This window comes from Cellulomonas sp. NPDC055163 (assembly GCF_053607065.1).
On record NZ_JBSGSU010000012.1, the window covers coordinates 38392 to 62475 of the forward strand.

The window sequence follows — 24084 nt, forward strand, 5'->3', positions numbered from 1 at the left end:
CGGGGGGTCTGGTCGATGACGGTACGCACGCCGCGGGTAGGGGAGCTCCGTTTCCCGGCGCAGCGTGGTGCGCCCGAGGCCGAGCGCCGGGACGTCGGTGCGCCGCCCGTCGCGCCGGGCTGGTCGGGCGCCTACGCCCGCCGCCTGCTGGCGTCCGACGCGCTCGCCGTCCTGCTCGCCGTCGCGGTCGCGTACGTCGTCCGCTTCTCCGCGACCGGGATCACGACCGTGTCCGGCGAGTTCTCGCCCAGCTACCTGTCGGTCTCGCTCGTGCTGCTCGTCGCGTGGCTCGCGGCGCTCGCCACCGGCCGCACGCGCGACAGGCGCGTCGTCGGCACCGGGCCCGACGAGTACTCGCGGGTGTTCGGCGTGACGTGGCGCCTCTTCGCGGCGGTCGCGGTGCTCGCCTACCTGCTGCGCATGGAGATCGGCCGCGGGTACCTCGCGATCGCCGCTCCGCTGGGCCTCGCCCTGCTCCTCGTCAGCCGGTTCGCCTGGCGTCAGTGGCTGCACTGTCGACGCGACGCCGGCGAGTACCAGGCGGGCATCCTCATCATCGGCCACCGCCCGACGGTCGCCCACCTCATCGAGACGCTGCACCGCAGCCCCCGCGCCGGCTACGGCGTCGTCGGGGTGTGTGTCGCCAGCGGCGAGGCCCGGTACGGCGAGACGGTGCTCGGGGTGCCCGTGCTCGGTTCGATGGAGCGGGCGGCCGAGATCGCGGAGCGCGTCGGCGCCGACGCCGTCGCGGTCTCGGGTGCCGACGCGATCACGGCGGAGACCGTGCGTCAGCTCGGCTGGGACCTCGAGGGCAAGGGCATCGACCTGGCGCTGACGGTCTCGCTGACGGACGTCGCGGGCCCTCGCGTGATCATGCAGCCGGTCAGCGGGCTGCCGCTGATGTACGTCGACGAGCCCCGGTTCACCGGGCCGCGGTACGCGGTCAAGACCGCGTTCGACTGGCTCGGCGCCCTCGGGCTCACGGTGCTGCTGTCGCCGCTCCTCGTGGTGCTCGCGGTCCTCGTCCGGACGACGAGCGAGGGCCCGGTCTTCTTCACGCAGGAGCGGGTCGGCCGTGACGGCCGGACGTTCCGGATGATCAAGTTCCGCTCGATGGAGATGGGCGCCCAGGAGCGGCTCGCCGAGGTGCTCGCGCTCGAGGGCGTCGACTCCGTCGGGCTGTTCTACAAGCCGAAGAAGGACCCCCGGGTGACGTCGGTGGGCCGCGTCCTGCGCAAGTACTCGCTCGACGAGCTCCCGCAGCTGTTCAACGTGCTGCGCGGCGAGATGAGCCTCGTCGGGCCCCGCCCGCAGATCGACTCCGAGGTCGCGCTGTACGACCGGCGCGCCACCCGGAGGCTGCTCGTCAAGCCCGGTCTGACGGGCCTGTGGCAGGTCTCCGGCCGGTCCGACCTGTCCGTCGAGGACGGGATCCGGATGGACGTGTACTACGTGGAGAACTGGAGCCTGTTCGGGGACGTCCTGATCCTCGCCCGGACGGCGAAGGCCGTCCTCGCGAGCGGCGGGGCGTACTGAGTGGCGGGCGCGATCGTCCACGAGTGGATCAGCAGGACCGGCGGCTCCGAGAAGGTGCTCGACGCCATGGTCGGGGCGTTCCCCGACGCGGACGTCTACAGCCTCTGGAACGACGTCCCGGAGAGCCGGTACCCGGGTCGGCGCGTGCACGAGACGTGGCTGGCGCGCACGCCGCTCCGGCGCTCGAAGGCCGCCGCGCTGCCTCTCATGCCCGCGACCTGGCGTCGCCTGCGGGGCCCGCGCCCGGACTGGGTCCTCGCGAGCTCGCACCTGTTCGCGCACCACGCCGACGTCGCGCGCTCCCAGCCCGAGGTCCCCAAGTTCTCCTACGTCTACACGCCGGCGCGCTACATCTGGAACGTCGAGCTCGACGCCCGTGGGGCGGGGCTGCTCCCGCGGCTCGCCTCCCCGGCGCTGCGCCGCGTGGACCGGCGCCGCGCAGCGGAGGCCGATCACGTCGCCGCGATCAGCGAGTTCGTCCGGGACCGCGTCCGGGTGGCGTGGGAGCGCGACGCCGACGTGATCTACCCCCCGGTGGACGTGCGGCGGGTCCAGTCGGTCCGCGACTGGGCGGAGCGGGTCACCCCGGACGAGGCGCGGGTCCTGGCCGGCCTGCCGGGCCCCTTCGTGCTGGGCGCGTCGAGGTTCATCCCCTACAAGCGCCTCGACCTCGTGATCCGGGCCGGTGAGGCCGCCGGCCTGCCCGTCGTGCTGGCCGGCGCAGGGCCCGAGGAGCGTGCGCTCCGGGCGCTCGCGCAGACCGCGTCGGTCCCCGTCACGTTCGTGCTCGACCCGTCCGACGAGCTGCTCTTCGCGCTCTACCAGGCGGCGGGCGTGTTCGTGTTCCCCGCGGTCGAGGACTTCGGGATCATGCCGGTCGAGGCGATGGCCGCCGGTACCCCGGTGGTCGTCCGCGCGGTCGGCGGCGCGTGCGAGACGGTCGTCGACGGTGTGACCGGCACCCACGTCGTGGACCCGGACGACCGGTCCGAGCTCGCGCACGCGGTCGCGGACGCGATGACGCGCGATCCCGACGCCTGCCGGGTGCGCGCGCGCGACTTCGACGGCGAGCTGTTCGGTGCGGCGCTGCGCGGCTGGATCACGCCGCAGCCGTCGGCCGCGCAGCGGGGTGCGACGCCGTGACCGCTCCGGCGCACGTCGACGAGCGGGCCGAGCGCGCGTCGGGCCCGGGTCCGCTCCGGGTGGTGTTCGTCGACCACACGTCCCGGGCCGGGGGTGCCGAGCTCGCGCTGGCCCGCACGCTCCGCCACCTCCCGCGGGGGGTCGGCGCGCGCGTCGTGGTGCCGTCGGGCCCGCTCGGCGCGTTCGCGTCGACGCCGGCGCTCGTCGTGCGCCGAGGACCCGTCCAGCTGCCCGGTGCGGCCTCCTCGACCGCCTCCTGGGCGCGGCGCGCGAGGATCGGGGCGAGCGCGGTGTCCTTCGTGCTCGCGCTCCGCCGCGCGCCGGTCGTCAGGTCGGCGGACGTGGTGTGCGCCAACACGTCCCGTGCCGCGGTGCTGAGCGCGATCGCTCTCGTCGGGCGCCCGCAGCCGCTGGTCGTGCACCTGCGCGACGCGGTGGGGGTCGACAGCCTCGGCCGTGCGGGCCACGCGGCGATGACGCGGCTCGTCCTGCCGCGCGCGGCGGCGGTCGTCGCCAACTCACGCTTCACGCTCGCGACCGCCGAGCCCTGGCTCTCCCCGTCGGCCGGCCGTGCCGTCGTGGCCAGCCCGACCGGGATCTCGCGCCGGGGCGCGCGTGCTGCCCGGCCGGCGGGCCTGCGCCGCATCGGGATGGTCGCGCGCCTCGACCCCTGGAAGGGGCACGACCTGGTGCTCGACGCCTTCGCCGCCGCGTTCGCGGGCGAGGACGCGGAGCTGCACCTCGCCGGCGGCGGCGACCTCGCGGACGACGGGTACGCGGAGCGGCTGCGCGCACGCGCCGAGGAGCTCGGGGTCGACCGCCAGGTCCGGCTGCGCGGGCACCTGGACGACGTCGGTGCCTTCGTGGACTCCATGGACGTCTGCGTGCAGTACTCCGCACGTCCGGAGCCCCTGGGCCAGAACGTGCTGCAGTACCTCGCACGCGCCGTCCCCGCCGTCGTCGCGGACGAGGGCGGCCCCGCGGAGTGGGTCGTGCACGGCGAGAACGGGCTGCGGGTGCCGCCGCGGGACCCTGCCGCGCTCGCGTCGGCGCTGCGTGCGCTCGTGGGTGACCCTGGACTGTGCGAGCGGCTGTCGACCGGGGCGGCCGCCACGGAGCTGCCGGACGACCGCACGACGACGGCGACGCTGGTCGGCGAGCTCCGCCGGGCCGCGCGGGGCCTGGCCGGTAGCTGGAGGAGGCGAGCATGAGGATCGGTCTGACGAACGCGGTGCTCTCGAACGGCGGCGACGCCGCGATCGCCGACGCGATCGTCGGCGCGCTCGTGGACGCCGGGCTGTGCTCCGTCGACGACGTCGTCGTCTTCGACGCCGACGCGCGCGCCTCGGCAGCGCTGTACCCGGGGCTGCGGATCCTCCAGCAGGTGTCCGTGTCGCCACCCCGGCGCCCGGGCCGGCTGCACACGGTCCTGCAGCGGCTGCGGTCGCGCGCCGTCCACGTCCTCGCCTCGGACCTGGGACGGGCCCGGCGGGTGCTGCGTTCGTGGCCGCTGCGCCGGACCGCGTTCAGCCGCTCGTTCGAGGCGCTGCTCGGGTGCGACGTCGTCCTGAGCTCGGGCGGGACGTACCTCGTGGACCACTACGACTTCGCGCCGCGGTCGGTCGAGCTCGGCATCGCGCGGCGGTCGGCGGACCTCGTCGTGCTCTGGACCCAGTCGATGGGGCCGTTCGAGTCCGACCGGGCGCGCGCCGCGATCCGCTCGATCGTCCCCTCGGTCGACGCCGTCTACCTGCGCGACGAACGGTCGGCCGCGTCGTGGGAGCGGACCGGCTCCACGGTGCCCGCCGCCGTCGTGCCGGACGCCGTGTTCGGCCTCGAGCCGCTCCCCGGCCCCGGCGCACCCGCCCCGGGGTCCGGCCCGCGGCGGCGCGCGCTGATCTCCGTGCGGCAGTGGGCGCGCTCGATCGAGGGGGACGAGCTGGTCGCCGGTGCCTACGGCCGCGCGGTGCGCGGCGCCGCGGAGGCGCTGCTGGCCCGCGGGTGGGAGGTCTCCGCGATGTCGACCTGCCAGGGAGTGCCGAGGTACCCCCACGACGACTCGAAGGTCGCGGCGCGGATCTTCGCGGGCTCGGGCGTCGTCGTCGACTCCGGGTTCCACACCCCGACGCAGCTCCGCCGCGAGCTCCGCGACGTCGACCTGGTCGTCGCGACGCGCATGCACCTCGCGATCCTGGCGCTGATCGAGCGCCGTCCGGTGATCGCGATCGCGTACGAGTTCAAGACGCTCGAGCTGTTCCACGGCCTCGGGCTGGGCGAGTGGGTCGTCCCCATGTCCGACGTGAGTGCCGAGTGGCTCGTGGACCGTGCGACCCGGCTCGAGCAGGACCCGGGTGCGGCGGTGCTGAGCGAGACCGTGCTCGCCGACCTCCGGCGCCGGGCCATGAGCCCGGCACACGACCTGCGCCGGCGCACGGCGGTCGCGGCGGGTGACGGACGGGTTCCTTGACCTACACCTACGACGACGCGGGTCCGCGGGCCGGCGGCTCGACGATCCGGTGGAGCGCGACGGCGCTCGCCGGACGCCAGCTCGCCGTCCTGGCCTTCTCGGTCCTCCTCGCACGGCTCCTCGGCCCCGGCGCGTTCGGTGTCGTCGCGCAGGCGACCGCCGTCATGGCCGTCATGAGCGTGCTGATGGACCAGGGCCTCACGGCGTCGCTGATCAGCCGCACGTCGGTGACCCGCGCCCTGGCGGGGGCGGCGACGACCGCGAACGTGCTGCTCGGGGTCGCGCTGGCCGCAGCGATGGCTGCGCTGGCCGCGCCGGTGGCGGCGTTCTTCGACGAGCCGGCGCTGCTGGCAGTCTTCCCGGTCCTGGCGCTGAGCATCCCCGTGAAGGCGGCCGCGGTCGTCCCACGGATGCTGCTCATGCGCAGTCTCCGGTTCCGCGCCCTCGCGATCGTCGACGTCGTCTCGGCCGTCGGCGGGGGAGCGGTCGGCGTGGCGCTCGCGCTCGGTGGGGGCTCGTACTGGGCGATCGTCGCCCAGCTGCTCGCGACGGACGTGCTCGCGCTCGCGCTGTTCTGCGCGGTCGGGGAGCCCCCGCCGTTCAGCCGTCGGCTCTCGCTGCTGCGCGGTGTCCTCTCGTTCGGCGCGCAGGTGTTCGCGGGGAACCTGGCGTCGGTGGCGTCGCGCAACGTCGACAACATCCTGGTCGGCAGGTTCCTCGGCGCGGAGGCCCTGGGGCACTACTCGCTCGCGTACCGGGTGCTCCTCGCCCCGGTCCAGATGATCGGTGTGTCGGTGTCGCGCGTCCTGTTCCCCGCGGTGGCTCGCGCCCGCGGGGACGCGCGCGAGGTCGGGCGCCTGCTCGAGACGAGCGTCACGGGCATCGCCCTGGTGGCCGTCCCGCTGATGCTGGGCGTCGTCATGGCGGCGGGCGACGTGGTCCCGCTCGTGCTCGGGGAGCAGTGGCTGCCCGCCGTCCCGGTGCTCATGGTGCTCGCGGTCACCGGCGCGCGGCAGGCGCTCACGTCGACGATCTCGCCCGCGCTCCTGGGGATGGCACGTGCGGACGTGCACCTGCGGTTCAACCTCGCCGCGATGGTCGTCCAGACGGCCGGCATCGTCGCCGGCCTGCCGTTCGGGATCGTCGGGGTGGCGTGGGGGTACACCGTCGCCGGCCTCCTGCTCACGCCCCTGGTCTGCGTGCTGGAGAGCCGCATCGCCCACTTCGGCTACCGCGCGCAGCTGCGCGCGGCCGGGCCCCCGACGCTCGCCGCGGCCCTCGCGTGCGGGGCGTACGCCCTCGCCGCGTGGCCGGCGGGCACCGCGTCGGGCCGCCTCGTGCTCGGGGGCACCGCCTACCTCGTCGTGTACCTGCTGGCGCTGCGGTTCGCGTTCCCCGCGTCGTGGCGGGCCGGCCTCCGTCTGAGCCGGTCCGTCGTCGCCCGCTCGGGCCGGAGCCGCAAGGGGCCGGGCCGGTGATCGCGGCCCACGTGCGCGTGAAGCCGCGCGTGCTCCTGGTCGCGAGCCCCTTGCACGCGCGCTCCGGCGTCTACCGGTCGAGCCGCGAGCTCGTCGCGGAGGCGCGCAGGCGCGGGCTGCGGTGGAGCCTGCTCCTCGGCGTCGCCGGGTCGGCCGCCGGATCACGGCCCGACGACGACCCGCCGTGGGTCGTCGAGGACACGGACGTCGCCGGTGGGCTGCGCGGCCTGCGGTCGCTCCGGGGGCGCATCGAGGGGTTCGCCGGTCAGACCGGCGCGGACGTCGTCGTCAGCCTGCTCCCGCAGACCGACATGGCGCTGAGCACGACCCGCCTGCCGTGGGTGGCCTACCTGCGGGGCCTGCCGTGGCCGGAACGGGGCGAGTCCTCGACGGTCCGCGCGCTCGCGTGGGAGCGCCTGGAGCGTGCGGCGCTGACCCGCGCCCGGGCGACCTGGGCGACGACGCCGGTGCTCGCCGACGGCGTGTCGCTCCGTCGGCCGACCGTGATCGTCCCGGCGGGCATCGCGCCCGTGCCCCGGTCGTGGGACGGGCGGGGCGGTCGGCGCAGGGTGGTCTGGGCGGCGCGGTACGACCACGACAAGTCGCCGGGCACGTTCCTCCAGGTCATGGACGGCACCGGGCTCGACGGCCGGATGTTCGGCTCGGGGCCGCTGCGCGCGTCGATCGAGGCCGCCGCGCCGGTGAACGTCACCGTCGGTGGGTGGGTGCCCCCGGACGGGCTCTGGGACGGTGCGCTCGCGTACGTCGGGACGTCCGCGCGCGAGGCGTTCGGGCGCAGCGCCGTCGAGGCGGCGATGAGCGGTGTGCCGGTCGTGCTCTCGGAGGCGTTCGGCTGCGCCGAGCTGCTGTACCGCGACGCCGACCTGCGGCGGCGCCTCGTGCTGCCACGCGGGGACGCGCGGTCCTACCGGCGGGCGCTCGAGGACCTGGCCGCCGACGAGGGGCTGCGCCGTGCCGTGTCGGACCACCTGAGCGAGAGCGCCGAGCGGCTGACGATCGCGGGCTCCGTCTCCGCCGTCGAGGTCGAGCTCGGGCGTCTCCAGCACGGAGAGGGCAGCAGGGCATGACCGGCGAGACCACCGCCCCCCGGGCGACCGAGCGCCCCCGCGTCGCGCTGTTCCGCCACAACCTCTTCGTCCCGTCGGAGACCTTCATCCGCGCGCAGGCCGCTCGCCTCGACCGCTACGAGCCGTGGTTCGTCGCGCGGCGGGACCCGCACCACGTGCCGGCCGGCGCGCGCGTCGCCTCGGTGTTCGGGCGCGGGGACGCCGCGGCCGACGCGGTGTACGGGCTGACCGCCCGCTCCCGCCGGCTCGACTCCGTGCTCGCCGGCATCGCCCCGGCGCTCGTGCACGCGCACTTCGGTCCCGACGGCCTGTACGCCCGGAGCGCCGCCCGGCGGCTCGGCCTGCCGCTGGTCGTGACGCTGCACGGACGCGACGCGACCGTGCGCGGGGAGCAGTTCGTGCGGACGCTGCGGCCCGTCGGCGTGCGGTACGGGCTGGGCCGGCGGCGCTTCGCGGGCACGGTCGACCTGACGCTGTGCGTGTCCGACGGGATCCGGCGAGCGGCGATCGCGATGGGCAGCGACCCCGCGCGCACGGTGACGCACTACATCGGCGTCGACACCCACGAGCTGCCGGTCGCGGACGGACCCCGGAGCCGGCGCGTCGTGCACGTCGCGCGGCTCGTCGAGAAGAAGGGCACGAGCGACCTCGTCACCGCCGTCGCGAGACTGAGGTCCGCAGGCCGCGACGTGGAGCTCGAGGTGATCGGCGACGGACCGCTGCGCGCCGAGCTCGAGCGCCACAGCGCCGCGCTCGGCGTCGAGCAGCACGTCCGCTTCCTGGGGCAGCTGCCCCGCGCCGAGGTGATCGAGCGCGTCGGCCGCGCCGGTGCGTTCGCGCTCCCGAGCGTCACCGCCTCCGACGGCGACACCGAGGGCCTCCCGATCGCCCTGCTCGAGGCGATGAGCCTCGGGGTCGCCGTCGTGGCCACGCAGCACTCCGGCATCCCGGAGGCGGTCGTGCACGGCGAGACCGGGCTGCTCGTCCCCGAGCACGACCCCGCGGCGCTCGCGGACGCGCTCTGGGCGCTGCTCGGGGACGAGGCCTCGGCGCTCGAGCTCGGGCGCGCGGGAGCGTCCCGCGTGCGCGCGCACTTCGACCTCACCGCGCAGACCGCGCGGCTCGAGGACCTCTACGACACGCTGGTCGGCGGCACGCCGTCCGGCCGCGGCACGACCGACCGAGGAGCCTGAGCATGTCTGCAGCGGTGAGCCTGCTCGTGGCCGTCACGGGGGTCCTGCTGACCCTGACGGTCCGGTCCCGGCACGCCCTCATGGTCGGGATCGCGACGGTCGTGGTGCTCGCCATGCTGGTGCCGTCCTTCGGGCGGGACGACCAGCTCGTCGCGCTCACGATCGCGGCGTCCGTCGCGGCGCTCGTCGTGGCGCTGGCCCGGTCCTGGCACGTCGTCCGGCACCAGCGACCGCGCGTCCTCGTGCTGCTGTTCGTCGTGTACACGGCCGTCGCCGAGCTGCAGAACCGGAGCGCCGCGAACTCCGCGCTCGTGCTCGGGCGCAGCCTGATCCTCCTGCTCTTCGTGGTGGCGGTGACCAGCGCGTCCGAGCAGAGGCTGCCCGTGCTGCGGCGGCTCCTCCCGGTGGTCGTCGTGACCCAGCTCGTGCTCGGGCTGACCGAGGTCGTGCTGCGGGTACCGGCGTTCTGGCCGCGCCCCTCGGGGGACGACCGGATCGAGGGCCGCGTCAACTACCTGATCCCCGAGCTGCCCGGGCGCGTGCTCGGCTCGACGTCCTCGCCGCTGGTCTACGGGACGGTCGCGGCGGTGGGTGTCGTCCTCTTCGTCTGGATGGGCCTGCGCACGGGTCGGCGACGGTGGTTCGTCGCCGCGGCCGCGCCGCTGCTCGCGGTGGCGCTGTCCGGCAGCCGCGGCCCGGTGCTCGCGATGCTCGTGGCGCTCGGGGTGCTCGCCGCCGCGCGGGCGTCGTCCCGGCAGGTCGTCTGGTACGGGCTCGTCGCGCTGCTCGCCGGCATCGTCGCGCTGAGCGTCAACGTCGTGGAGGTGCTCGGGTTCAGCGACTTCGAGGGGTCCCGGTCCCAGGTGCACCGTCAGGGGGTCCTCGCGAGCGCCGGTCGCCTCGTCACGGACCAGGGGTGGGGCGACGTCCTCCTCGGCCACGGCGCCGCCGCGACGGACCTGATCGGCGGTCTCGTGGGCGGCATCGCGAACGTCGGGGTGTTCGACAACCAGTACGTCGCGACGCTCGCGCACACCGGTCTGGTCGGTCTGACCCTCCTCGTGGCCGTCATCGTGTCGGGTCTGCGCCGCGGTGACGCCCTCTCGCGGGCCGTGCTCGTGCTCGTCGCGGTGGTGTCGGTCTCCTACGACTCGCTGGGCTGGGACCTGGTCGCCCTGCTCTTCATGGTCTCGGTCGTCGGACCGAGCGGTTTCGCGGGGGACGGGAAGGCGGCGGCGGTCCCGTCGACGTCCACGACGGACGCCGGGCGGCTCGCCGCTGCGCCCGCCCGGCGCCCGGTTACCACCACGTAACACCCGTGGACACCCCGTGCCCGCCCGGTGAAGGTTCTGCCACCATGCGTGCCATGGCGACAACCTCCCCCGAGACGGTGTCCGCGCCCCCGCGCAGCGCCGTCGACCGCTACTTCAGGATCACCGAGCGCGGCTCGACGATCGGCGCCGAGGTCCGTGGTGGCCTCGTCACGTTCTTCACGATGAGCTACATCGTCGTGCTGAACCCCTTCATCATCGGCACGGTCCAGGACGGGACGGGGAACTTCCTCGGGGGCGGCGAGGGCCCGAACTTCGGGATGATCGCCGCGGCGACGGCGCTCGTCGCGGGGGTGCTGTCGATCCTCATGGGCGTCGTGGCGAACTTCCCGCTCGCGCTCGCGGCGGGCCTCGGGCTCAACGCCGTCGTCGCGTACTCGATCGCCTCGCTGCCGGACATGACCTGGGCCGACGCGATGGGCATCGTCGTCCTCGAGGGCCTCATCATCCTCGTGCTCGTCCTGACGGGGTTCCGGGAGGCCGTGTTCCGCGCCGTCCCGATCGAGCTGAAGACGGCGATCAGCGTCGGCATCGGCCTGTTCATCGCCTTCATCGGGCTCGTCGACGCCGGGTTCGTGCGCATCCCCGCGAGCCTCGCGACGCCGGTCGAGCTGGGCATCGGGGGGTCCGTCGCGGGCTGGCCGCTCTTCGTGTTCGTCTTCGGCCTGCTCCTCGCGATCGTGCTCATGGTGCGCCGGGTCAAGGGCGCGATCCTCATCGCCATCCTCTCGTCGACGATCCTCGCGGTCGTCGTCGAGCTCGTCGCGAAGGTCGGTCCGCAGGGCACGGACGGGGAGAACCCGGCGGGCTGGGAGCTCAACGTCCCGACGATCCCGGACACCTTCGTGTCGGTGCCCGACTTCGGGCTGCTCGGCCAGTTCTCGCTGTTCGGGTCGGTCGAGAAGATCGGCGTGGTCGCGGTCGCGCTGCTCGTCTTCTCGGTGCTGCTCGCGGACTTCTTCGACACGATGGGCACGATGGTCGCGGTCGGCGGCGAGGCGGGCCTGCTCGACGAGAACGGCAACCCGCCGCGCACCAAGCAGATCCTGGTCGTCGACTCGGTCGCCGCTGCGGCCGGTGGCGTGGGGAGCGTCTCGTCGAACACGAGCTACATCGAGTCCGCGGCAGGCGTCGGGGACGGCGCGCGCACCGGGCTCGCGTCGGTCGTGACCGGCATCGCGTTCCTGCTCGCCACGTTCGTCTCGCCGCTCGTCGAGCTCGTCCCGTTCGAGGCCGCCACGCCCGCGCTCGTCGTCGTCGGCTTCCTCATGGTCATGCAGGTCGCGGGCATCGACTGGAAGAACTACGAGGTCGCGATCCCGGCGTTCCTCATCATGATCCTGATGCCGTTCACGTTCTCGATCACGGCGGGCATGGGCGCGGGCTTCATCGCGTACGTCGTCATCAAGGTCGCGGTCGGCAAGATCAAGGACGTGCACCCGCTCATGTGGCTCGCGGGCGTGCTGTTCGTCCTGTACTTCACGCTCGGCCCGATCAAGGACACCCTCGGCGTCTGACGCTCAGCTCTCGGCCGCCGCCCGCGCGCGCGCCTCTCCCGCCCCGGCGGCGAGGGGCGCGCGCGCGTCGCCCGCCGGCGCGCCGTCGCCGCGGCGGTCGCGGCGGGCGAGCCGCAGCCGGTCGCCGACGAGCAGCACCACGACCCCGAGCACCGCGCCCAGCGTGTTCATCACGACGTCCTGCACGGTCGGGACGCGGGTCGGCAGGAACAGCAGCTGCGCGGTCTCGATCCCGGCGGACAGCACGAGCCCGCCGGCAACGACCCGGGCCCACCACGCACGCGCGGGTCGCACGAGCAGCCCGACGAGCACGCCGAACGGCACGAACATCACGACGTTGGCCCCCGCCTCGACCCCGGCGTACGTCACGGGGACGCCGCGAGCCGCCAGCCACTGCGTGATCACCTCGACCTGGCCGAGCGCGTCGTTGTCGGCGAGGTCGGGCGTCAGGGTGATCCACGCGACGACCAGCAGGTAGACGACGAGGGCCGCCTGGGTGGCGTGGCGCGTCCGGGTGGTCATCCCGCCAGGCTAGGCACGTGCTGTCGTAGATTGGCGGCACTTCACGCAGCCCTCACGAAGGAGTCACCAACGTGCGCATGTCGGTCATCGGGTGCGGGTACCTGGGGGCGGTCCACGCGGCCTCGATGGCGAAGCTGGGGCACGAGGTGGTCGGCGTGGACGTCGACGCCGGGAAGGTCGAGGCGCTCGCCGCCGCCCGCGCGCCGTTCTACGAGCCGGGACTGCCCGAGCTGCTCGCGGAGACGTCCGCGACGGGGCGGCTGCGGTTCACGACCGACCTCGCCGAGGTCGCGGGCTCGCGCGTGCACTTCGTGTGCGTCGGGACTCCGCAGAAGCGCGGTGAGTTCGGGGCGGACATGGCGTTCGTCGACGCGGCGTTCGAGGCGCTCCTGCCCTACGTGCAGCCGGGTGACGTGGTCGTCGGGAAGTCGACCGTGCCGGTCGGGACGGCGGAGCGCCTCGCGGAGCGGCTCGAGCCGACCGGGGCGACGCTCGTGTGGAACCCCGAGTTCCTGCGCGAGGGCTTCGCGGTCGAGGACACCCTGCACCCCGACCGGCTCGTCTACGGCGTGCCGACGGGCGCGAACGCGGTGCCGACACCCGCGGGCGACGACGCGAAGGCGGTGCTCGACGAGGTCTACGCGACGCCGCTCGCCGAGGGTGCGCCGCTCGTCGTGACCGACTACGCGACCGCGCAGCTCGTCAAGGTCGCCGCGAACTCGTTCCTCGCGACCAAGATCTCGTTCATCAACGCGATGGCCGAGCTGTGCGAGGCGACCGGCGCCGACGTGACCCGGCTCGCGGACGCGATCGGGTACGACGACCGCATCGGGCGCCGGTTCCTCAACGCCGGGCTCGGCTTCGGGGGCGGGTGCCTGCCCAAGGACATCCGCGCGTTCATGGCCCGGGCGGGCGAGCTCGGGGTCGACCAGGCGCTGTCGTTCCTCCGGGAGGTCGACTCCATCAACATGCGGCGCCGCGTCCGCATGGTCGACCTGGCGCGCGAGGTGTGCGACGGGTCGATCGTGGGCCGCCGCGTCGCCGTGCTCGGTGCGGCGTTCAAGCCGGACAGCGACGACGTACGGGACTCCCCGGCCCTGTCCGTCGCCGCGCAGATGCAGCTCCAGGGCGCGTACGTCACGGTCACCGACCCCCAGGCCGTCGAGAACGCGCGCGCCAAGTGGCCGGACCTCAAGTTCGCGGACTCGGCGCTCGAGGCCGCGCAGGACGCCGACGTCGTGCTGCTCGCGACGGAGTGGCGCGAGTTCCGCGAGCTCGACCCGGACGTGCTGGGCGAGGTCGTCGCGGAGCGGCGCATCCTCGACGGGCGCAACGTGCTCGACCCGGTCCGCTGGCGTGCGGCGGGCTGGACCTACCGGGCGCTCGGGCGCCCCTGACCATGACGGCGTCGGGGGGTGGCGCGGGGTCCGGCGACGGGACGGTGCGGCGGCCCGGCGACGGGGCCGAGCGCGGGTCCGGCGAGGGGTCCGGGCAGGCGGGGTCGCCGGACCTGCCCGGGTGGACCGGGGGAGTGCCCGACGGGTGGCACTCCCCGCCGGCCGTGCGCCGCGGCCTGCCGTCGTGGGGCTGGGCGCTGATCGCGCTCGGGGTCCTCATGGCGTTCGCGGCCGGGGTCGCGGCGCTGGGCCGCGGTGGCCCGGACGTCGGGCGCATCATCTCGGTCACCGGCACGCCCACCCCGGTCCCGACGCCGGCCCGCACCCCGGACGGCTGGGACGTCACCGAGGTGGACCTCGCGGCGTACGCCGTGGGGCTCGTGGACGCGACGAACGCGGCCCGCGCGGCCGACGGCCTCGACCCGCTCGCCGCGTCGGGCTGCGCACGCGACGGGGCTGCGACGCGCGCCGCAGCCCTCGTGGGCCAGGACGCGCTCGCGCACGCGCCGCTCGGGCCGGTCCTCGCGGCCTGTGCCGGGCCGACCGTCGCCGCGGAGAACCTTAGCCGCGCCGCCGCGGAACCGCCCGCCGTCGTCGACGCCTGGCTCGGCTCGCCGGGGCACCGCGCGAACGTGCTCGACCCGACGCTCGACGAGCTCGGCGTCGCGTGCGTCGCGGACGGCGACCAGGTCCTCTGCTCGGCGGTCTTCCTCGGCCCGTGAGCGGGTGGGAATCCGCTGGAGCGGCGGGCTCTCCCGCGTGAGACCCGGCGGACGATTCAGCGCCCCGACCCGAGCGCGCCGCTCGGGGTCGCCGCGCGGGGCTTCCCCGAGCAGGGGGTCGAGGCCGACCTGACTGCGGCGCGCCCGGTCGTCCGACGCGCGCCCGTGCCCTCGCGGTGTACGTCCTGGCCGGGCTCGTGCCAGGCGGGCGAGATGGGTGGTTCGTCCAGTTGCTTACCCAAGGTAATGAACTAGAGTAAGAACATGCCCCTCGGAGAGATCGCCCCGCAGCGCCCGGCGACGGGTCGCACCTCCGGCGCCGCGGCGAAGGCCGGCACGTCCGCCGCCCCCGGTGCCCCGGCGAAGCCCGGCACGTCCGCAGCCACGGCCGCCCCGCGGCCCGCGCCCACCGCGAAGCAGTGCCGCCCCGAGAACCTCGCGGGCGAGCTCCGCATCGGCATCTTCCGCTCCGCCCGCCGGCTGCGTGCCGAACGCGGCGCCGCGGACCTGCCCGACCACCAGTTCTCCGTGCTGGCCTGGATCCACATGGACGGCCCCATGACCCCGGGCGCGCTCGCCGAGCGCCAGCACGTCCAGCCGCCGTCGATGACCCGGACCGTCAACGCGCTCGCCGAGCTCGGCTTCGTCACCAAGGCCGAGCACCCCGTCGACGGTCGCCAGGTCGTCGTCAGCCTCACCGAGAAGGGCGCCGCGGAGGTCACCGAGACGCGCCGCCGCCGCGACCAGTGGCTGACCCGCCGCCTCACCGCGTTCACCCCCGCCGAGCGAGCGACCCTCGCCGAGGCGGCCCAGCTGCTCCGGAGGCTCGCCGCCGAATGAGTCCCACCTTCTCCTCGCTGCGCTACTACAACTACCGGCTGTGGTTCGGCGGCGCCCTCGTCGCGAACGTCGGCACGTGGATGCAGCGCGTCGCGCAGGACTGGCTCGTCCTCACCGAGCTCACCGACGAGTCCGGCGTCGCTGTCGGCATCACGACCGCGCTGCAGTTCGCGCCCGTGCTGTTCCTCTCCGCGTGGGCCGGCGTGCTCGCGGACCGCCTCGACCGCCGCAAGCTCCTCGCGGCGACGCAGGCGGCCCAGGCGGTGCTCGCCTTCGGGCTCGGTGCGCTCGTGCTGTCGGGCCACGCCCAGCTGTGGCAGGTGTACGTGTTCGCGGGCCTCCTCGGCTGCGTGTCCGCGATCGACGGCCCGGTGCGCAACACGTTCGTCGCCGAGCTCGTCCCGCGCGAGAGGCTCTCGAACGCCGTGGGGCTGAACAGCGCGTCGTTCAACACCGCGCGGCTCGTCGGGCCCGGCGTCGCGGGCCTGCTCATCGCGTGGGTCGGCTCCGGCTGGGTGTTCCTGCTCAACGGGGTCACGTTCGCGGCGACGATCCTCGCCCTGACCCGCATGCGCTCGACCGAGCTCCACCGGATGCCCGTCGTCCCGCGCGCGAAGGGCCAGATCCGCGAGGGCATCGCCTACGTGCGCGGGCGCAGCGACATCCTGGTCATCATGGTCGTGATCGGCGTCGTGTCGACGTTCGGCCTGAACTTCCAGCTCACGAGCGCCATGATGGCGCGCACCGAGTTCGGCAAGGGCGCGGGGGAGTACGGGATCCTCGGCTCCATCCTCGCGATCGGCTCGCTCACCGGCGCGCTGCTCGCGGCCCGGCGGGAGCGGCCCCGCGTCCGCCTCGTGATCGGTGCGGCGTTCGCGTTCGGCGTCACGAGCGGGGTCATGGCGCTCATGCCGACGTACTGGTCGTACGCGCTGGCGTGCATCCCCGTCGGGCTCGCGTCACTCACGATGATGACCGCGGCCAACACGACCATCCAGCTCACGACCGACCCCGCGATGCGTGGGCGCGTCATGGCGCTCTACATGATGGTGTTCCTCGGCGCGACTCCCATCGGCTCGCCGATCGTCGGCTGGGTCGCCGAGGAGTTCGGGGCGCGGTGGGCGATCGGCATCGGATCCATCTCGGCGCTGCTCGTCGCGTCCGGTGCCGCGCTGTGGGCGGCCCGGAGCTGGCACCTGACGGTCCGCTACCACGTGCTGAGCCGCCCCCACCTCGAGGTGCGCCACCCCGAGCCGGAGGCGCCCGACGGCGCGCACGAGCCGGGCGCCCGCGCCGACACCGCGCGACGGCTGCGCGCGCAGGAGGCGTCCGACCGCTCGTCGGCGGCCTGACCGGACGTCGGCGGACCGGACGTCGGCGGACCGGACGTCGGCGGCTCGACGCCGCCGGGTGAATGTCGACGCCCCCGGACGGGCCGCACAGGGTGCTGTGACACGCTCGGTCCGTGATGCCCTCCGCCGAGCCCGAGCCGGGGAGTGCTCCGGACCCGGTGCCCGCGCCGGACCTCCCGGACCCGCCGGGCGCGCACGCGACGGTGGCCCCCGCGCCGGCCCCGGGCGAGGACCCCGGACCGCCGCGCCGCCGTCGGCTGCGGCGCGCGCTGGTCGTGCTCGGCGCCCTGGTGCTCGTGCTGCTCGTCGCCGCGGGCTGGCTGGCCTCCCGCGCCGCGCAGGCGGCCGACGGCCTGACCGAGGCCGGCGCGGTGCTCGCGGACCTCGAGGGTGCGCTCGCCGGGGGCGACGTCGACGCGCTCGCGGACGGTCTGCCGGGGCTGCAGGAGGACACCGCGCGGGCCCGTGCGGCGGCGAGCGACCCGGTCTGGCGCCTCGCGGAGCACGTGCCGTGGGCCGGTCCGAACCTCACGGCGGTCCGCACGGTCGCGGTCGCGGTCGACGACGTCGCGACCGGCGCGCTGCCCGCGGTCGTCGAGCTCGGAGGCCTCGTCGCCGACCCGCAGGTCCGGCGGGCCGACGGCTCGATCGACCTCGGCCTGTTCGTCGCCGCCGCCCCCGCGCTCGACCGGGCCGCGACGACGACCCGCACCTCGGCCGCCGCGGTCGGGGCGCTCGACACCACGCGCCTCGTGGGCCGGGTCGCCGGGCCCGTGACGCAGGTCGCCGGCGGGCTCGGCACCGCGGCCGACGCCCTCGGGTCCGCGTCCGACGCGGCGCGGCTCCTGCCGCCGATGCTCGGCGCCGACGGCCCCCGCACCTACCTGCTGCTCTCGCTCAACTCCGCCGAGCTGCGCAGCGCGGGTGGCATCGTCGGCGCGGTCGCGGCGTTCACGGCCGACCAGGGTGCGATCCGGCTCGTCGACCAGCGCTCGACGCTCGACCTGCGGCCCCTCGACGACCCGGTCCTCCCGCTGACCGACGAGGAGCTCGCGGTGCACGGCGACCGCCTCGGCCGCTGGGTCCAGAACACCGTCCTCACCCCGGACTTCCCCCGCAGCGCCGAGCTGGTGAGCGCGATGTGGGCGCGCAGCGTGGGCACACCCGTCGACGGCGTGCTCGCCATGGACCCCGTCGCCGTCGCGTACCTGCTCGACGCGACGGGTCCGGTCGAGGCGGGCGGCGTCGAGCTCACCGCGGACACCGTGCTCGACGTCCTGCTGCGCGAGGCGTACGTGCGGCTGCCCGAGGCCGAGGAGGCGGACGCGTTCTACGCCGACGTCGCCTCGGCGCTGTTCACCGCGGTCAGCTCGGGCCGCGGTGAGACGCGGGACCTGCTCGACGCGCTGGCCCGGGCGAGCGACGAGCGGCGGGTGCGGGTCTGGTCCGCGCACCCCGCCGAGCAGGACCGCCTGGCCCGCACGTCGCTCGGCGCGGACTTCCTCGCCCGGCCGGGTGACACCGCGTACGCCGTGCAGCTGCCCGGTGCGGGGACGGCGCTCGGCGGCTCGGGCCTCGACACGGGCTCGCCGGCGGCGGCCCCGGGCGTGTTCCTCGACGACGGCTCCGGCGGCAAGCTCGACTACTTCCTGACGACGGACCTGACCGTCGAAGAGCTGCGCTGCGCCGCGCCGCCCGCACCCGGCTGGGCCACGGCCGTCCTCCGCCTCGACCTCGCGTACACCCCACCGGGTGACATCGCCGCGTACCCGCGGTACGTCACCGGGACGGCCGCCACGGGTCTGCCGGTGGGCGGCGTCGCGACCAACATCACGGTCTACGCGCCCCCCGGGGGCCGGATCCTCGAGCAGCGCGTCGGCGACCAGCTCGTCGGGGGAGCCACCGCCACCGAGCAGGGGCGCGCCGTGAGCACGCTGACCTCGCGCCTGCTGCCGGGCGAGCGGGCGACGTACCGGTTCACGGTCACGGTGCCCGCGCCGGCGCCGGGCGACCGGCTCGACGTGTGGACGACGCCGACGCTCACGGCGCCCGGGACCGTCACCGGTGCCTGCACCGACTGAGCCGTCGGCATGTGCCGGACGACCGTCCTGGCGCGCCCGTCCGGTGGGCGACCGACCGGGTGATTCCGCGGTTTCACCCGTCCGCCTCGGCGCCTTCGCCGCGCGCCGGAGTTACGTTGGCTTCTCCTGATTGTCCGGATGATGCGGTATGGGAGAGAGCACCGTCATGAAGAGATCGATGAGGGTGAGCTCCGCCGCCGCCCTGTCGGCCGCCGTCGGCCTGGCGTTCGCACTGCCCGCCGCCGCGGCGGTCGCACCGTCGCCGAACGGCTGCGACGACACCGGGGACGGCTATTCGGCCGGGGGCGTGTGCGCCGTCAAGGTCGAGGTCGCCTCGCCCGTGTGCGTGGACGACGTCCCCTACCTCACGTACAAGGTCGCGGTCGAGGGCGCAGCGAGCCCGCTGACCATCACGTGGGACAACCCGTCCGGCGCGGACGTCGTGCAGTCCGGGCTGCCGCTCGAGGGTCGCGTCCCGTGGCCCGGCGCGGTCGCCGGTGCCGACGGCAAGGGCGTCGACTGGCCCGGCTGGACCAAGGCGTCCGACGGCACGTGGGTGCAGGGCGACGCGTTCGACTGGGTCCGTGCCGGTTCCGGTGTGGCGGTCACCTTCGCGGCGAACCAGTCCGTGACCACGACGGTCGCCTACCCGCCGTCCTCGTCGGCGTGCCTGACGTCGCCGGCGTCGTCGGTGCTCGCCGCCGATCCCGCGTCGTCGCAGGTGCTGGCCGCGACCGGCTCCGAGACGACGCCGTGGCTCGTCGCCGCGGGCGCCCTCGTGCTCGCCGGCGGCGGTCTCGTCGCGGCCCGTGCGCGGTCCCGCCGGCACGCCGAGAGCTGACCCGCCGAACCACCGGGGGCCCTCCGGCCTCCACGACATGACACGGCCCGTCCCCGGTGCGCCGGGGGCGGGCCGTGCCCGTCGCTAGGCCGCTCCGGCCGCGCCCGCCGGGCTGACGGGGTGCGGCTCGTGCCGCCGCCGCGCGCGCTCCGCGAGCAGGACCGCGACGACCCCGCACGCGATCAGCGCCGGCACGACGAGGAACGCCGTGTGCGTCCCGACCTGGTCGGCGAGCCCACCGAGCAGCACCGGTGCGACCGCCACCGCGGCTCCGACGCCGAGCGTCGAGCGGGCCTGCGCCTGGTCCAGCCGGCCGTCGGCGGCGCCGAGCAGCATCGAGATCGCGAGCGGGAACTGCGCGCCGTACCCGAGCCCCGCGACGACGAGCCCCGCGAGGGCGAGCGCGGGCGTCGTCGCGACCCACAGCACGAGCCAGCCGGCGGCGGCGACCGCGAAGGCGGCGAGCAGCAGCTGGAGCGGAGTGGACCGCAGCGCGAGGCGCCCGACGGCGAAGCGCGCGACGCACATCCCGGCGATGAGCCCCGAGACGGCACCGGCGGCGACACCGGTCCCCGCGTCCGCGTGCGTGCGCAGCAGGTCGGCCGCCCACGCGGTCGTCGCGTTCTCGATGGCGACGACCGCGACGAGCGTGGCCCAGAGCAGCCAGAAGGTGGTCGAGAAGCGGCCCGGGCGTGCGCCCGCGGCGCCGGCCGGCGGTGCGTCGACGGATCCCGCTGCGCCCGCGGCTCCCGTCTCCGTCGCCGGGGCGGTGCCGGCGGCCCGGGCCGTCGCGGTGCCGAGCGCACCCTGCCCGGGCAGCCGCGCGACGAGCAGCGCCGTGCCGGCCGCGAGCACCACGGTGACGGCCACCGCGGGCCGCCAGCCCCACCCCAGGGCGACCGCGCCGCCGAGCGCGAGCGGCCCCACGAGCCCGACGAGCGCCCCCGTGCCGTGCCCCTCGCTCACCGCGGCCGGGCCCGCGGCGCCGTGGTGCACCGTGAGCGCGGGCTGTGCGGCGGCGATGAACAGCGCACCGCCGGTCGCGGCGACGGTCGCCGCGGGCAGCGTCACGAGCAGGCCGGGGGCGCTCACGAGGGCGACGACCCCGGTGGACAGGAGGCCGGCGGCGAGCAGCAGGACGCCGCGGCGGCCGAGCCGGCGCACGAGGGCGGCGCTCGTGAAGCCCGAGGTCAGGGTGCCGCACGCCATGAACCCCGTGTGCAGGCCGGCCTGCGCGCGGGTGATCCCGAGCTCGTCGGCGAGGAGCGGCAGCCCGGGCACGAAGCTGTAGAGGAACCACCCCCACGTGCCGAAGCACGCGTAGAGCGCGGCGGTGACCCGGTCCCGGACGAGCCGGGCGGGTGCGGGGCGGGCGTTCACCGTGGGTCCGGTGCCGCGGTCAGCCCAGCTGCTCCACGACGTGGTCGATGCACCGCGTCAGGGCGAGCACGTCCTGGGGGTCGACCGCGGGGAACATCGCGACGCGCAGCTGGTTGCGCCCGAGCTTGCGGTACGGGTCGATGTCGACGACGCCGTGCGCCCGCAGGACGCGCGCCACCGCGGCGGCGTCGATCTCGGGCGCGAGGTCGATCGTGCCGACGACGTTCGAGCGCACCGCCGGGTCGTCGACGAACGGCGTCGCCCAGTCGCGCTGCTCGGCCCAGCCGTACAGGTGCGCGGCCGACTCCGCGGTGCGCGCGGCGGCCCAGGCGAGCCCACCGTGCGACAGCATCCAGTCGAGCTGCTCCGCGAGGAGCACGAGCGTCGCGAGCGCCGGGGTGTTCAGCGTCTGGTCGAGACGCGAGCTCGTGACCGCCGTCGTCAGCGACAGGAACTCGGGCACCCAGCGCCCGCCGCCCTCGACCTGCGCGGCCCGCTCGACGGCGTCGGGCGACAGGACGGCGAGCCACAGCCCGCCGTCGGACGCGAAGGACTTCTGCGGCGCGAAGTAGTAGACGTCGGTCTCGCTCACGTCGACCGCGAGCCCGCCCGCCGCGGACGTCGCGTCGACCACGGTCAGGGCGCCCTGCTCGCGCGAGCCGGCGACGCGGCGCACGGGCGCGGCGACGCCCGTCGAGGTCTCGTTGTGCGGCCACGCGTAGACGTCGACGCCGTCCTCCGGCTCGGGCAGCGCGAGCTGCCCCGGGGGCGCGGTGCGGACGGTCGGCTCGCCGAGGAACGGGGCGCGAGCCGCAGCCGTCGCGAACTTCGCGCCGAACTCGCCGAAGCTCACGTGCTGGCTGCGCTCGCGCACGAGGCACAGCGTCGCGAGGTCCCAGAACGCCGTCGAGCCGCCGTTGCCGAGCACGACCTCGTACCCGTCGGGCAGGTCGAACAGCTCGGCGAGGCCCGAGCGCACGCGCCCGACGAGCGCGCGCACCGGCGGCTGGCGGTGGGACGTGCCGAGCAGCGTGCGACCGACCGACGCCAGGGCGTCGACCTGAGCGGCGCGGACCTTGCTGGGTCCGGAGCCGAACCGGCCGTCGACGGGCAGCAGGTCGGCGGGGACGGTGATCGCACGGATCGCGGGCGCGGTGTCGGGGGCCTCGGGCACGGTGCAGACGATACGGCGTCGGGGGCCGTCGGCGCCGGAGCGCCTACCCTTATGGCCAGCGACGACGACGAGAGCGACGAGCGAGAGGCTGCGGCGTGAGCGACCTGATCGACACCACCGAGATGTACCTGAAGACCGTGTACGAGCTCACCGAGGAGGGCATCACGCCGCTGCGGGCCCGCATCGCGGAGCGGCTCGGGCACAGCGGCCCGACGGTCTCCCAGACCGTGGCGCGGATGGCGCGCGACGGCCTGGTGGTGGTGAGCGGGGACCGGCACCTCGAGCTGACCGAGCTCGGGCTCGCGAAGGCCACCCGCGTCATGCGCAAGCACCGCCTCGCGGAGCGGCTGCTCACGGACGTCATCGGCCTCGACTGGGAGTTCGTGCACGAGGAGGCGTGCCGGTGGGAGCACGTCATGAGCGAGCGCGTCGAGCGCCGGCTCGCGGCGCTGCTCGACCACCCGCACTTCGACCCCTACGGCAACCCGATCCCGGGGCTCGCGGAGATCGGCGAGACGAGCACGTCCGAGCAGTTCCTCGACGGCGTCACGTCGCTCCTCACCGTCGCCAACGCCGCGGGGGGCCGGCTCGACGACGTCGTCGTGGCGCGCCTGGGCGAGCCGATCCAGCCGGACGTCGAGCTGCTGTCGCGGCTCGCGCAGGCGGGGATCCGCCCGGGTGTGACGGTCACGGTCGAGCGCGGCCCGGGTGTCGTGACCATCGCGCCGCCCGGTGCGGCGACGGTCCTCGACCTGCCCGACGACGTCGCGCGCCACATCTTCGTCGGCAACCGCTGACCTGCGCCGGGGCGCGCGCGACCCCGCTCCGGCACCGTCCCGGGGCTCCCCGGCGTCGGCGGCGGGAGGTGTCCTGGGGAGGCGGCGGACCCGTCCGGTGCAGGGGACGAAACGGGACGTGTCGGATACGTGACATTCCCGCGGGGACTCCTGTACGTTCGTCCTGCTTCACCCGGACCCTCCTTCGGAGAAGCCCTCGTGCGGATCGCCCAACCCTGCCGCCGCACGCGGTCCGCTCAACTCGCCGGCAGGGGCGGGGGACCCATGACGGGCACCGGCAACGGTGTCCTTGGGGTGAAGCCCGACGGATGCTCGCATCCCGACGGCCGGGTGTTCTCCCACCCGAACCCGACAGCTGACCTCGCAGGCCACAGGAGAGGTACCCAGTGACCGAGAGCACGACGCGCGCGCGGCACCGTTCCGTCCGCCGCCCTGCCACACCGCTGACGGACCTCGCGTCCGCGGCGTCCGAGTCGATGGGCGCCGTCGGTCGTGGCGCCGCGATCGTCGCCGCGTCGGGCGGTCTCGTCGCCACGATGATCAGCCCCGCGGCTGCTGCCCCCGGCGCCGGCGCCGCGGGTGCCCTTCCGGCGGTCGACACGTCCGCGCTCACCGCCTCGGCGCGGGCCGTGCTCCAGACCTCCCCGGTCGTCTCCTCGCCGGTGGACGCCGCATGGTCCTTCGAGGCTCCCGCCGTGACCGTCGCCCCGAAGCCGGTCGCCCAGACCCGTGCCGCACGGGCCGCCGCGAGCCGCAGCGCCGAGCGCACGGCCACCGCGACCGTCAACAACCCCATCCCGCAGTCCGTCGCGGGCAACGCGGTCCTCGAGGTCGCGGCCCGCTACGTCGGGACCCCGTACGTCTCGGGCGGCACGACCCCCGAGGGCTTCGACTGCTCGGGCTTCGTCTCGTACGTCTACGCCCAGCTCGGCATCTCGCTCCCGCGCACGTCGTCCGCCATCAAGGGCGCCGGCACGGTCGTCTCGCGGGCCGACGCGCTCCCGGGCGACCTGATCTGGAGCCCCGGCCACATCAGCATCTACGCCGGCGGCAACGACCAGATCGACTCGCCGTCGCCGGGCAAGACCGTGCAGTTCCGCACCATCTACCAGAGCTCGCCGGTCTTCATCCGCATCGGCTGAGCCCCCCGCACCGCTCCTCCAGGGCCCCCTGCACGCCACGGCGCGCAGGGGGCCCTGGACGTACGTCCGGAAATCACCGGGCG

20 protein-coding genes and 1 riboswitch are annotated in these 24084 nt (G+C 75.3%); of the genes, 17 read left to right on the forward strand and 3 right to left on the reverse strand.

Features of this window, described 5'->3' with window-relative positions; translation table 11 throughout:
* Window positions 1-15 precede the first annotated feature (15 nt).
* The 9 genes from ACWFNE_RS19210 to ACWFNE_RS19250 are packed head-to-tail and all read left to right on the forward strand — an operon-like array spanning window position 16 to window position 11753.
* Window positions 16-1536 (forward strand): sugar transferase, encoded by a 1521-nt coding sequence (locus tag ACWFNE_RS19210; protein WP_452124022.1) that lies wholly within the window; start codon window positions 16-18, stop codon window positions 1534-1536.
* Window positions 1537-2679 (forward strand): glycosyltransferase, encoded by a 1143-nt coding sequence (locus ACWFNE_RS19215; RefSeq protein ID WP_452124023.1) that lies wholly within the window; start codon window positions 1537-1539, stop codon window positions 2677-2679. It begins immediately after the preceding gene.
* Window positions 2676-3890, forward strand: a complete 1215-nt coding sequence (locus tag ACWFNE_RS19220; RefSeq protein WP_452124024.1) for a glycosyltransferase family 4 protein — start codon at window positions 2676-2678, stop codon at window positions 3888-3890. Before ACWFNE_RS19215 ends, ACWFNE_RS19220 begins: the two co-directional genes overlap by 4 nt.
* Window positions 3887-5146 carry a polysaccharide pyruvyl transferase family protein gene (locus ACWFNE_RS19225; protein ID WP_452124025.1) on the forward strand — a complete coding sequence of 420 codons (1260 nt, stop codon included), beginning with the start codon at window positions 3887-3889 and terminating at the stop codon, window positions 5144-5146. The genes ACWFNE_RS19220 and ACWFNE_RS19225 overlap by 4 nt, the downstream gene beginning before the upstream one ends.
* A complete protein-coding gene (locus ACWFNE_RS19230; RefSeq protein ID WP_452124026.1) occupies window positions 5143-6624 on the forward strand; it encodes a lipopolysaccharide biosynthesis protein in 1482 nt (493 codons plus the stop codon). The genes ACWFNE_RS19225 and ACWFNE_RS19230 overlap by 4 nt, the downstream gene beginning before the upstream one ends.
* A complete protein-coding gene (locus tag ACWFNE_RS19235) occupies window positions 6621-7712 on the forward strand; it encodes a glycosyltransferase family 4 protein (protein ID WP_452124027.1) in 1092 nt (363 codons plus the stop codon). The genes ACWFNE_RS19230 and ACWFNE_RS19235 overlap by 4 nt, the downstream gene beginning before the upstream one ends.
* Complete coding sequence (locus tag ACWFNE_RS19240; protein ID WP_452124028.1) at window positions 7709-8905, forward strand: glycosyltransferase; 1197 nt, start codon at window positions 7709-7711, stop codon at window positions 8903-8905. Before ACWFNE_RS19235 ends, ACWFNE_RS19240 begins: the two co-directional genes overlap by 4 nt.
* A gap of 2 nt (window positions 8906-8907) precedes the next feature.
* Window positions 8908-10218: a hypothetical protein gene (locus ACWFNE_RS19245; RefSeq protein WP_452124029.1), complete on the forward strand. Its 1311-nt coding sequence runs from the start codon at window positions 8908-8910 to the stop codon at window positions 10216-10218.
* Between the two features lie 53 nt (window positions 10219-10271).
* Window positions 10272-11753: an NCS2 family permease gene (locus tag ACWFNE_RS19250; RefSeq protein WP_452124030.1), complete on the forward strand. Its 1482-nt coding sequence runs from the start codon at window positions 10272-10274 to the stop codon at window positions 11751-11753.
* 3 nt (window positions 11754-11756) lie between these two features.
* Here ACWFNE_RS19250 and ACWFNE_RS19255 read toward each other — a convergent pair whose 3' ends face one another.
* Complete coding sequence (locus ACWFNE_RS19255; protein ID WP_452124031.1) at window positions 11757-12275, reverse strand: VanZ family protein; 519 nt, start codon at window positions 12273-12275, stop codon at window positions 11757-11759.
* A gap of 71 nt (window positions 12276-12346) precedes the next feature.
* On the opposite strand from ACWFNE_RS19255, the gene ACWFNE_RS19260 reads away from it, so the two are divergent.
* The 6 genes from ACWFNE_RS19260 (at window position 12347) to ACWFNE_RS19285 (ending at window position 19508) form a co-directional block, all read left to right on the forward strand.
* Complete coding sequence (locus tag ACWFNE_RS19260; RefSeq protein WP_452124032.1) at window positions 12347-13672, forward strand: UDP-glucose dehydrogenase family protein; 1326 nt, start codon at window positions 12347-12349, stop codon at window positions 13670-13672.
* Window positions 13673-13674: 2 nt separating this feature from the next.
* Complete coding sequence (locus ACWFNE_RS19265) at window positions 13675-14394, forward strand: CAP domain-containing protein (protein WP_452124033.1); 720 nt, start codon at window positions 13675-13677, stop codon at window positions 14392-14394.
* Between the two features lie 264 nt (window positions 14395-14658).
* Complete coding sequence (locus tag ACWFNE_RS19270) at window positions 14659-15234, forward strand: MarR family winged helix-turn-helix transcriptional regulator (protein ID WP_452124034.1); 576 nt, start codon at window positions 14659-14661, stop codon at window positions 15232-15234.
* Window positions 15231-16586: an MFS transporter gene (locus ACWFNE_RS19275; RefSeq protein WP_452124035.1), complete on the forward strand. Its 1356-nt coding sequence runs from the start codon at window positions 15231-15233 to the stop codon at window positions 16584-16586. Before ACWFNE_RS19270 ends, ACWFNE_RS19275 begins: the two co-directional genes overlap by 4 nt.
* A gap of 116 nt (window positions 16587-16702) precedes the next feature.
* Window positions 16703-18667 carry a DUF4012 domain-containing protein gene (locus ACWFNE_RS19280; RefSeq protein WP_452124069.1) on the forward strand — a complete coding sequence of 655 codons (1965 nt, stop codon included), beginning with the start codon at window positions 16703-16705 and terminating at the stop codon, window positions 18665-18667.
* A gap of 178 nt (window positions 18668-18845) precedes the next feature.
* Window positions 18846-19508, forward strand: a complete 663-nt coding sequence (locus ACWFNE_RS19285) for an LPXTG cell wall anchor domain-containing protein (RefSeq protein WP_452124036.1) — start codon at window positions 18846-18848, stop codon at window positions 19506-19508.
* An 84-nt stretch (window positions 19509-19592) separates the two neighbouring features.
* Here the strand turns inward: ACWFNE_RS19285 and ACWFNE_RS19290 are convergent, their stop codons facing one another.
* Both ACWFNE_RS19290 and serC read right to left on the reverse strand, forming a co-directional pair.
* Complete coding sequence (locus ACWFNE_RS19290; protein ID WP_452124037.1) at window positions 19593-20888, reverse strand: MFS transporter; 1296 nt, start codon at window positions 20886-20888, stop codon at window positions 19593-19595.
* Window positions 20889-20907: 19 nt separating this feature from the next.
* Window positions 20908-22062 carry a phosphoserine transaminase gene (gene serC, locus ACWFNE_RS19295; protein WP_452124038.1) on the reverse strand — a complete coding sequence of 385 codons (1155 nt, stop codon included), beginning with the start codon at window positions 22060-22062 and terminating at the stop codon, window positions 20908-20910.
* Window positions 22063-22157: 95 nt separating this feature from the next.
* On the opposite strand from serC, the gene ACWFNE_RS19300 reads away from it, so the two are divergent.
* Both ACWFNE_RS19300 and ACWFNE_RS19305 read left to right on the forward strand, forming a co-directional pair.
* Complete coding sequence (locus ACWFNE_RS19300; protein ID WP_452124039.1) at window positions 22158-22859, forward strand: metal-dependent transcriptional regulator; 702 nt, start codon at window positions 22158-22160, stop codon at window positions 22857-22859.
* A gap of 223 nt (window positions 22860-23082) precedes the next feature.
* Window positions 23083-23243, forward strand: a riboswitch (cyclic di-AMP (ydaO/yuaA leader).
* 2 nt (window positions 23244-23245) lie between these two features.
* Complete coding sequence (locus tag ACWFNE_RS19305; protein ID WP_452124040.1) at window positions 23246-24001, forward strand: C40 family peptidase; 756 nt, start codon at window positions 23246-23248, stop codon at window positions 23999-24001.
* Window positions 24002-24084 lie beyond the last annotated feature (83 nt).

What these genes read in the sequence shown, in the direction of transcription:
- ACWFNE_RS19210 (WP_452124022.1), top strand. Translation starts at nt 16, where the DNA reads ATGACGGTACGCACGCCGCGGGTAGGGGAGCTCCGTTTCCCGGCGCAG.
- ACWFNE_RS19225 (WP_452124025.1), top strand. Translation starts at nt 3,887, where the DNA reads ATGAGGATCGGTCTGACGAACGCGGTGCTCTCGAACGGCGGCGACGCC.
- ACWFNE_RS19240 (WP_452124028.1), top strand. Translation starts at nt 7,709, where the DNA reads ATGACCGGCGAGACCACCGCCCCCCGGGCGACCGAGCGCCCCCGCGTC.
- ACWFNE_RS19245 (WP_452124029.1), top strand. Translation starts at nt 8,908, where the DNA reads ATGTCTGCAGCGGTGAGCCTGCTCGTGGCCGTCACGGGGGTCCTGCTG.
- ACWFNE_RS19250 (WP_452124030.1), top strand. Translation starts at nt 10,272, where the DNA reads ATGGCGACAACCTCCCCCGAGACGGTGTCCGCGCCCCCGCGCAGCGCC.
- ACWFNE_RS19255 (WP_452124031.1), bottom strand. Translation starts at nt 12,275, where the DNA reads ATGACCACCCGGACGCGCCACGCCACCCAGGCGGCCCTCGTCGTCTAC.
- ACWFNE_RS19265 (WP_452124033.1), top strand. Translation starts at nt 13,675, where the DNA reads ATGACGGCGTCGGGGGGTGGCGCGGGGTCCGGCGACGGGACGGTGCGG.
- ACWFNE_RS19270 (WP_452124034.1), top strand. Translation starts at nt 14,659, where the DNA reads ATGCCCCTCGGAGAGATCGCCCCGCAGCGCCCGGCGACGGGTCGCACC.
- ACWFNE_RS19275 (WP_452124035.1), top strand. Translation starts at nt 15,231, where the DNA reads ATGAGTCCCACCTTCTCCTCGCTGCGCTACTACAACTACCGGCTGTGG.
- ACWFNE_RS19280 (WP_452124069.1), top strand. Translation starts at nt 16,703, where the DNA reads ATGCCCTCCGCCGAGCCCGAGCCGGGGAGTGCTCCGGACCCGGTGCCC.
- ACWFNE_RS19285 (WP_452124036.1), top strand. Translation starts at nt 18,846, where the DNA reads ATGAGGGTGAGCTCCGCCGCCGCCCTGTCGGCCGCCGTCGGCCTGGCG.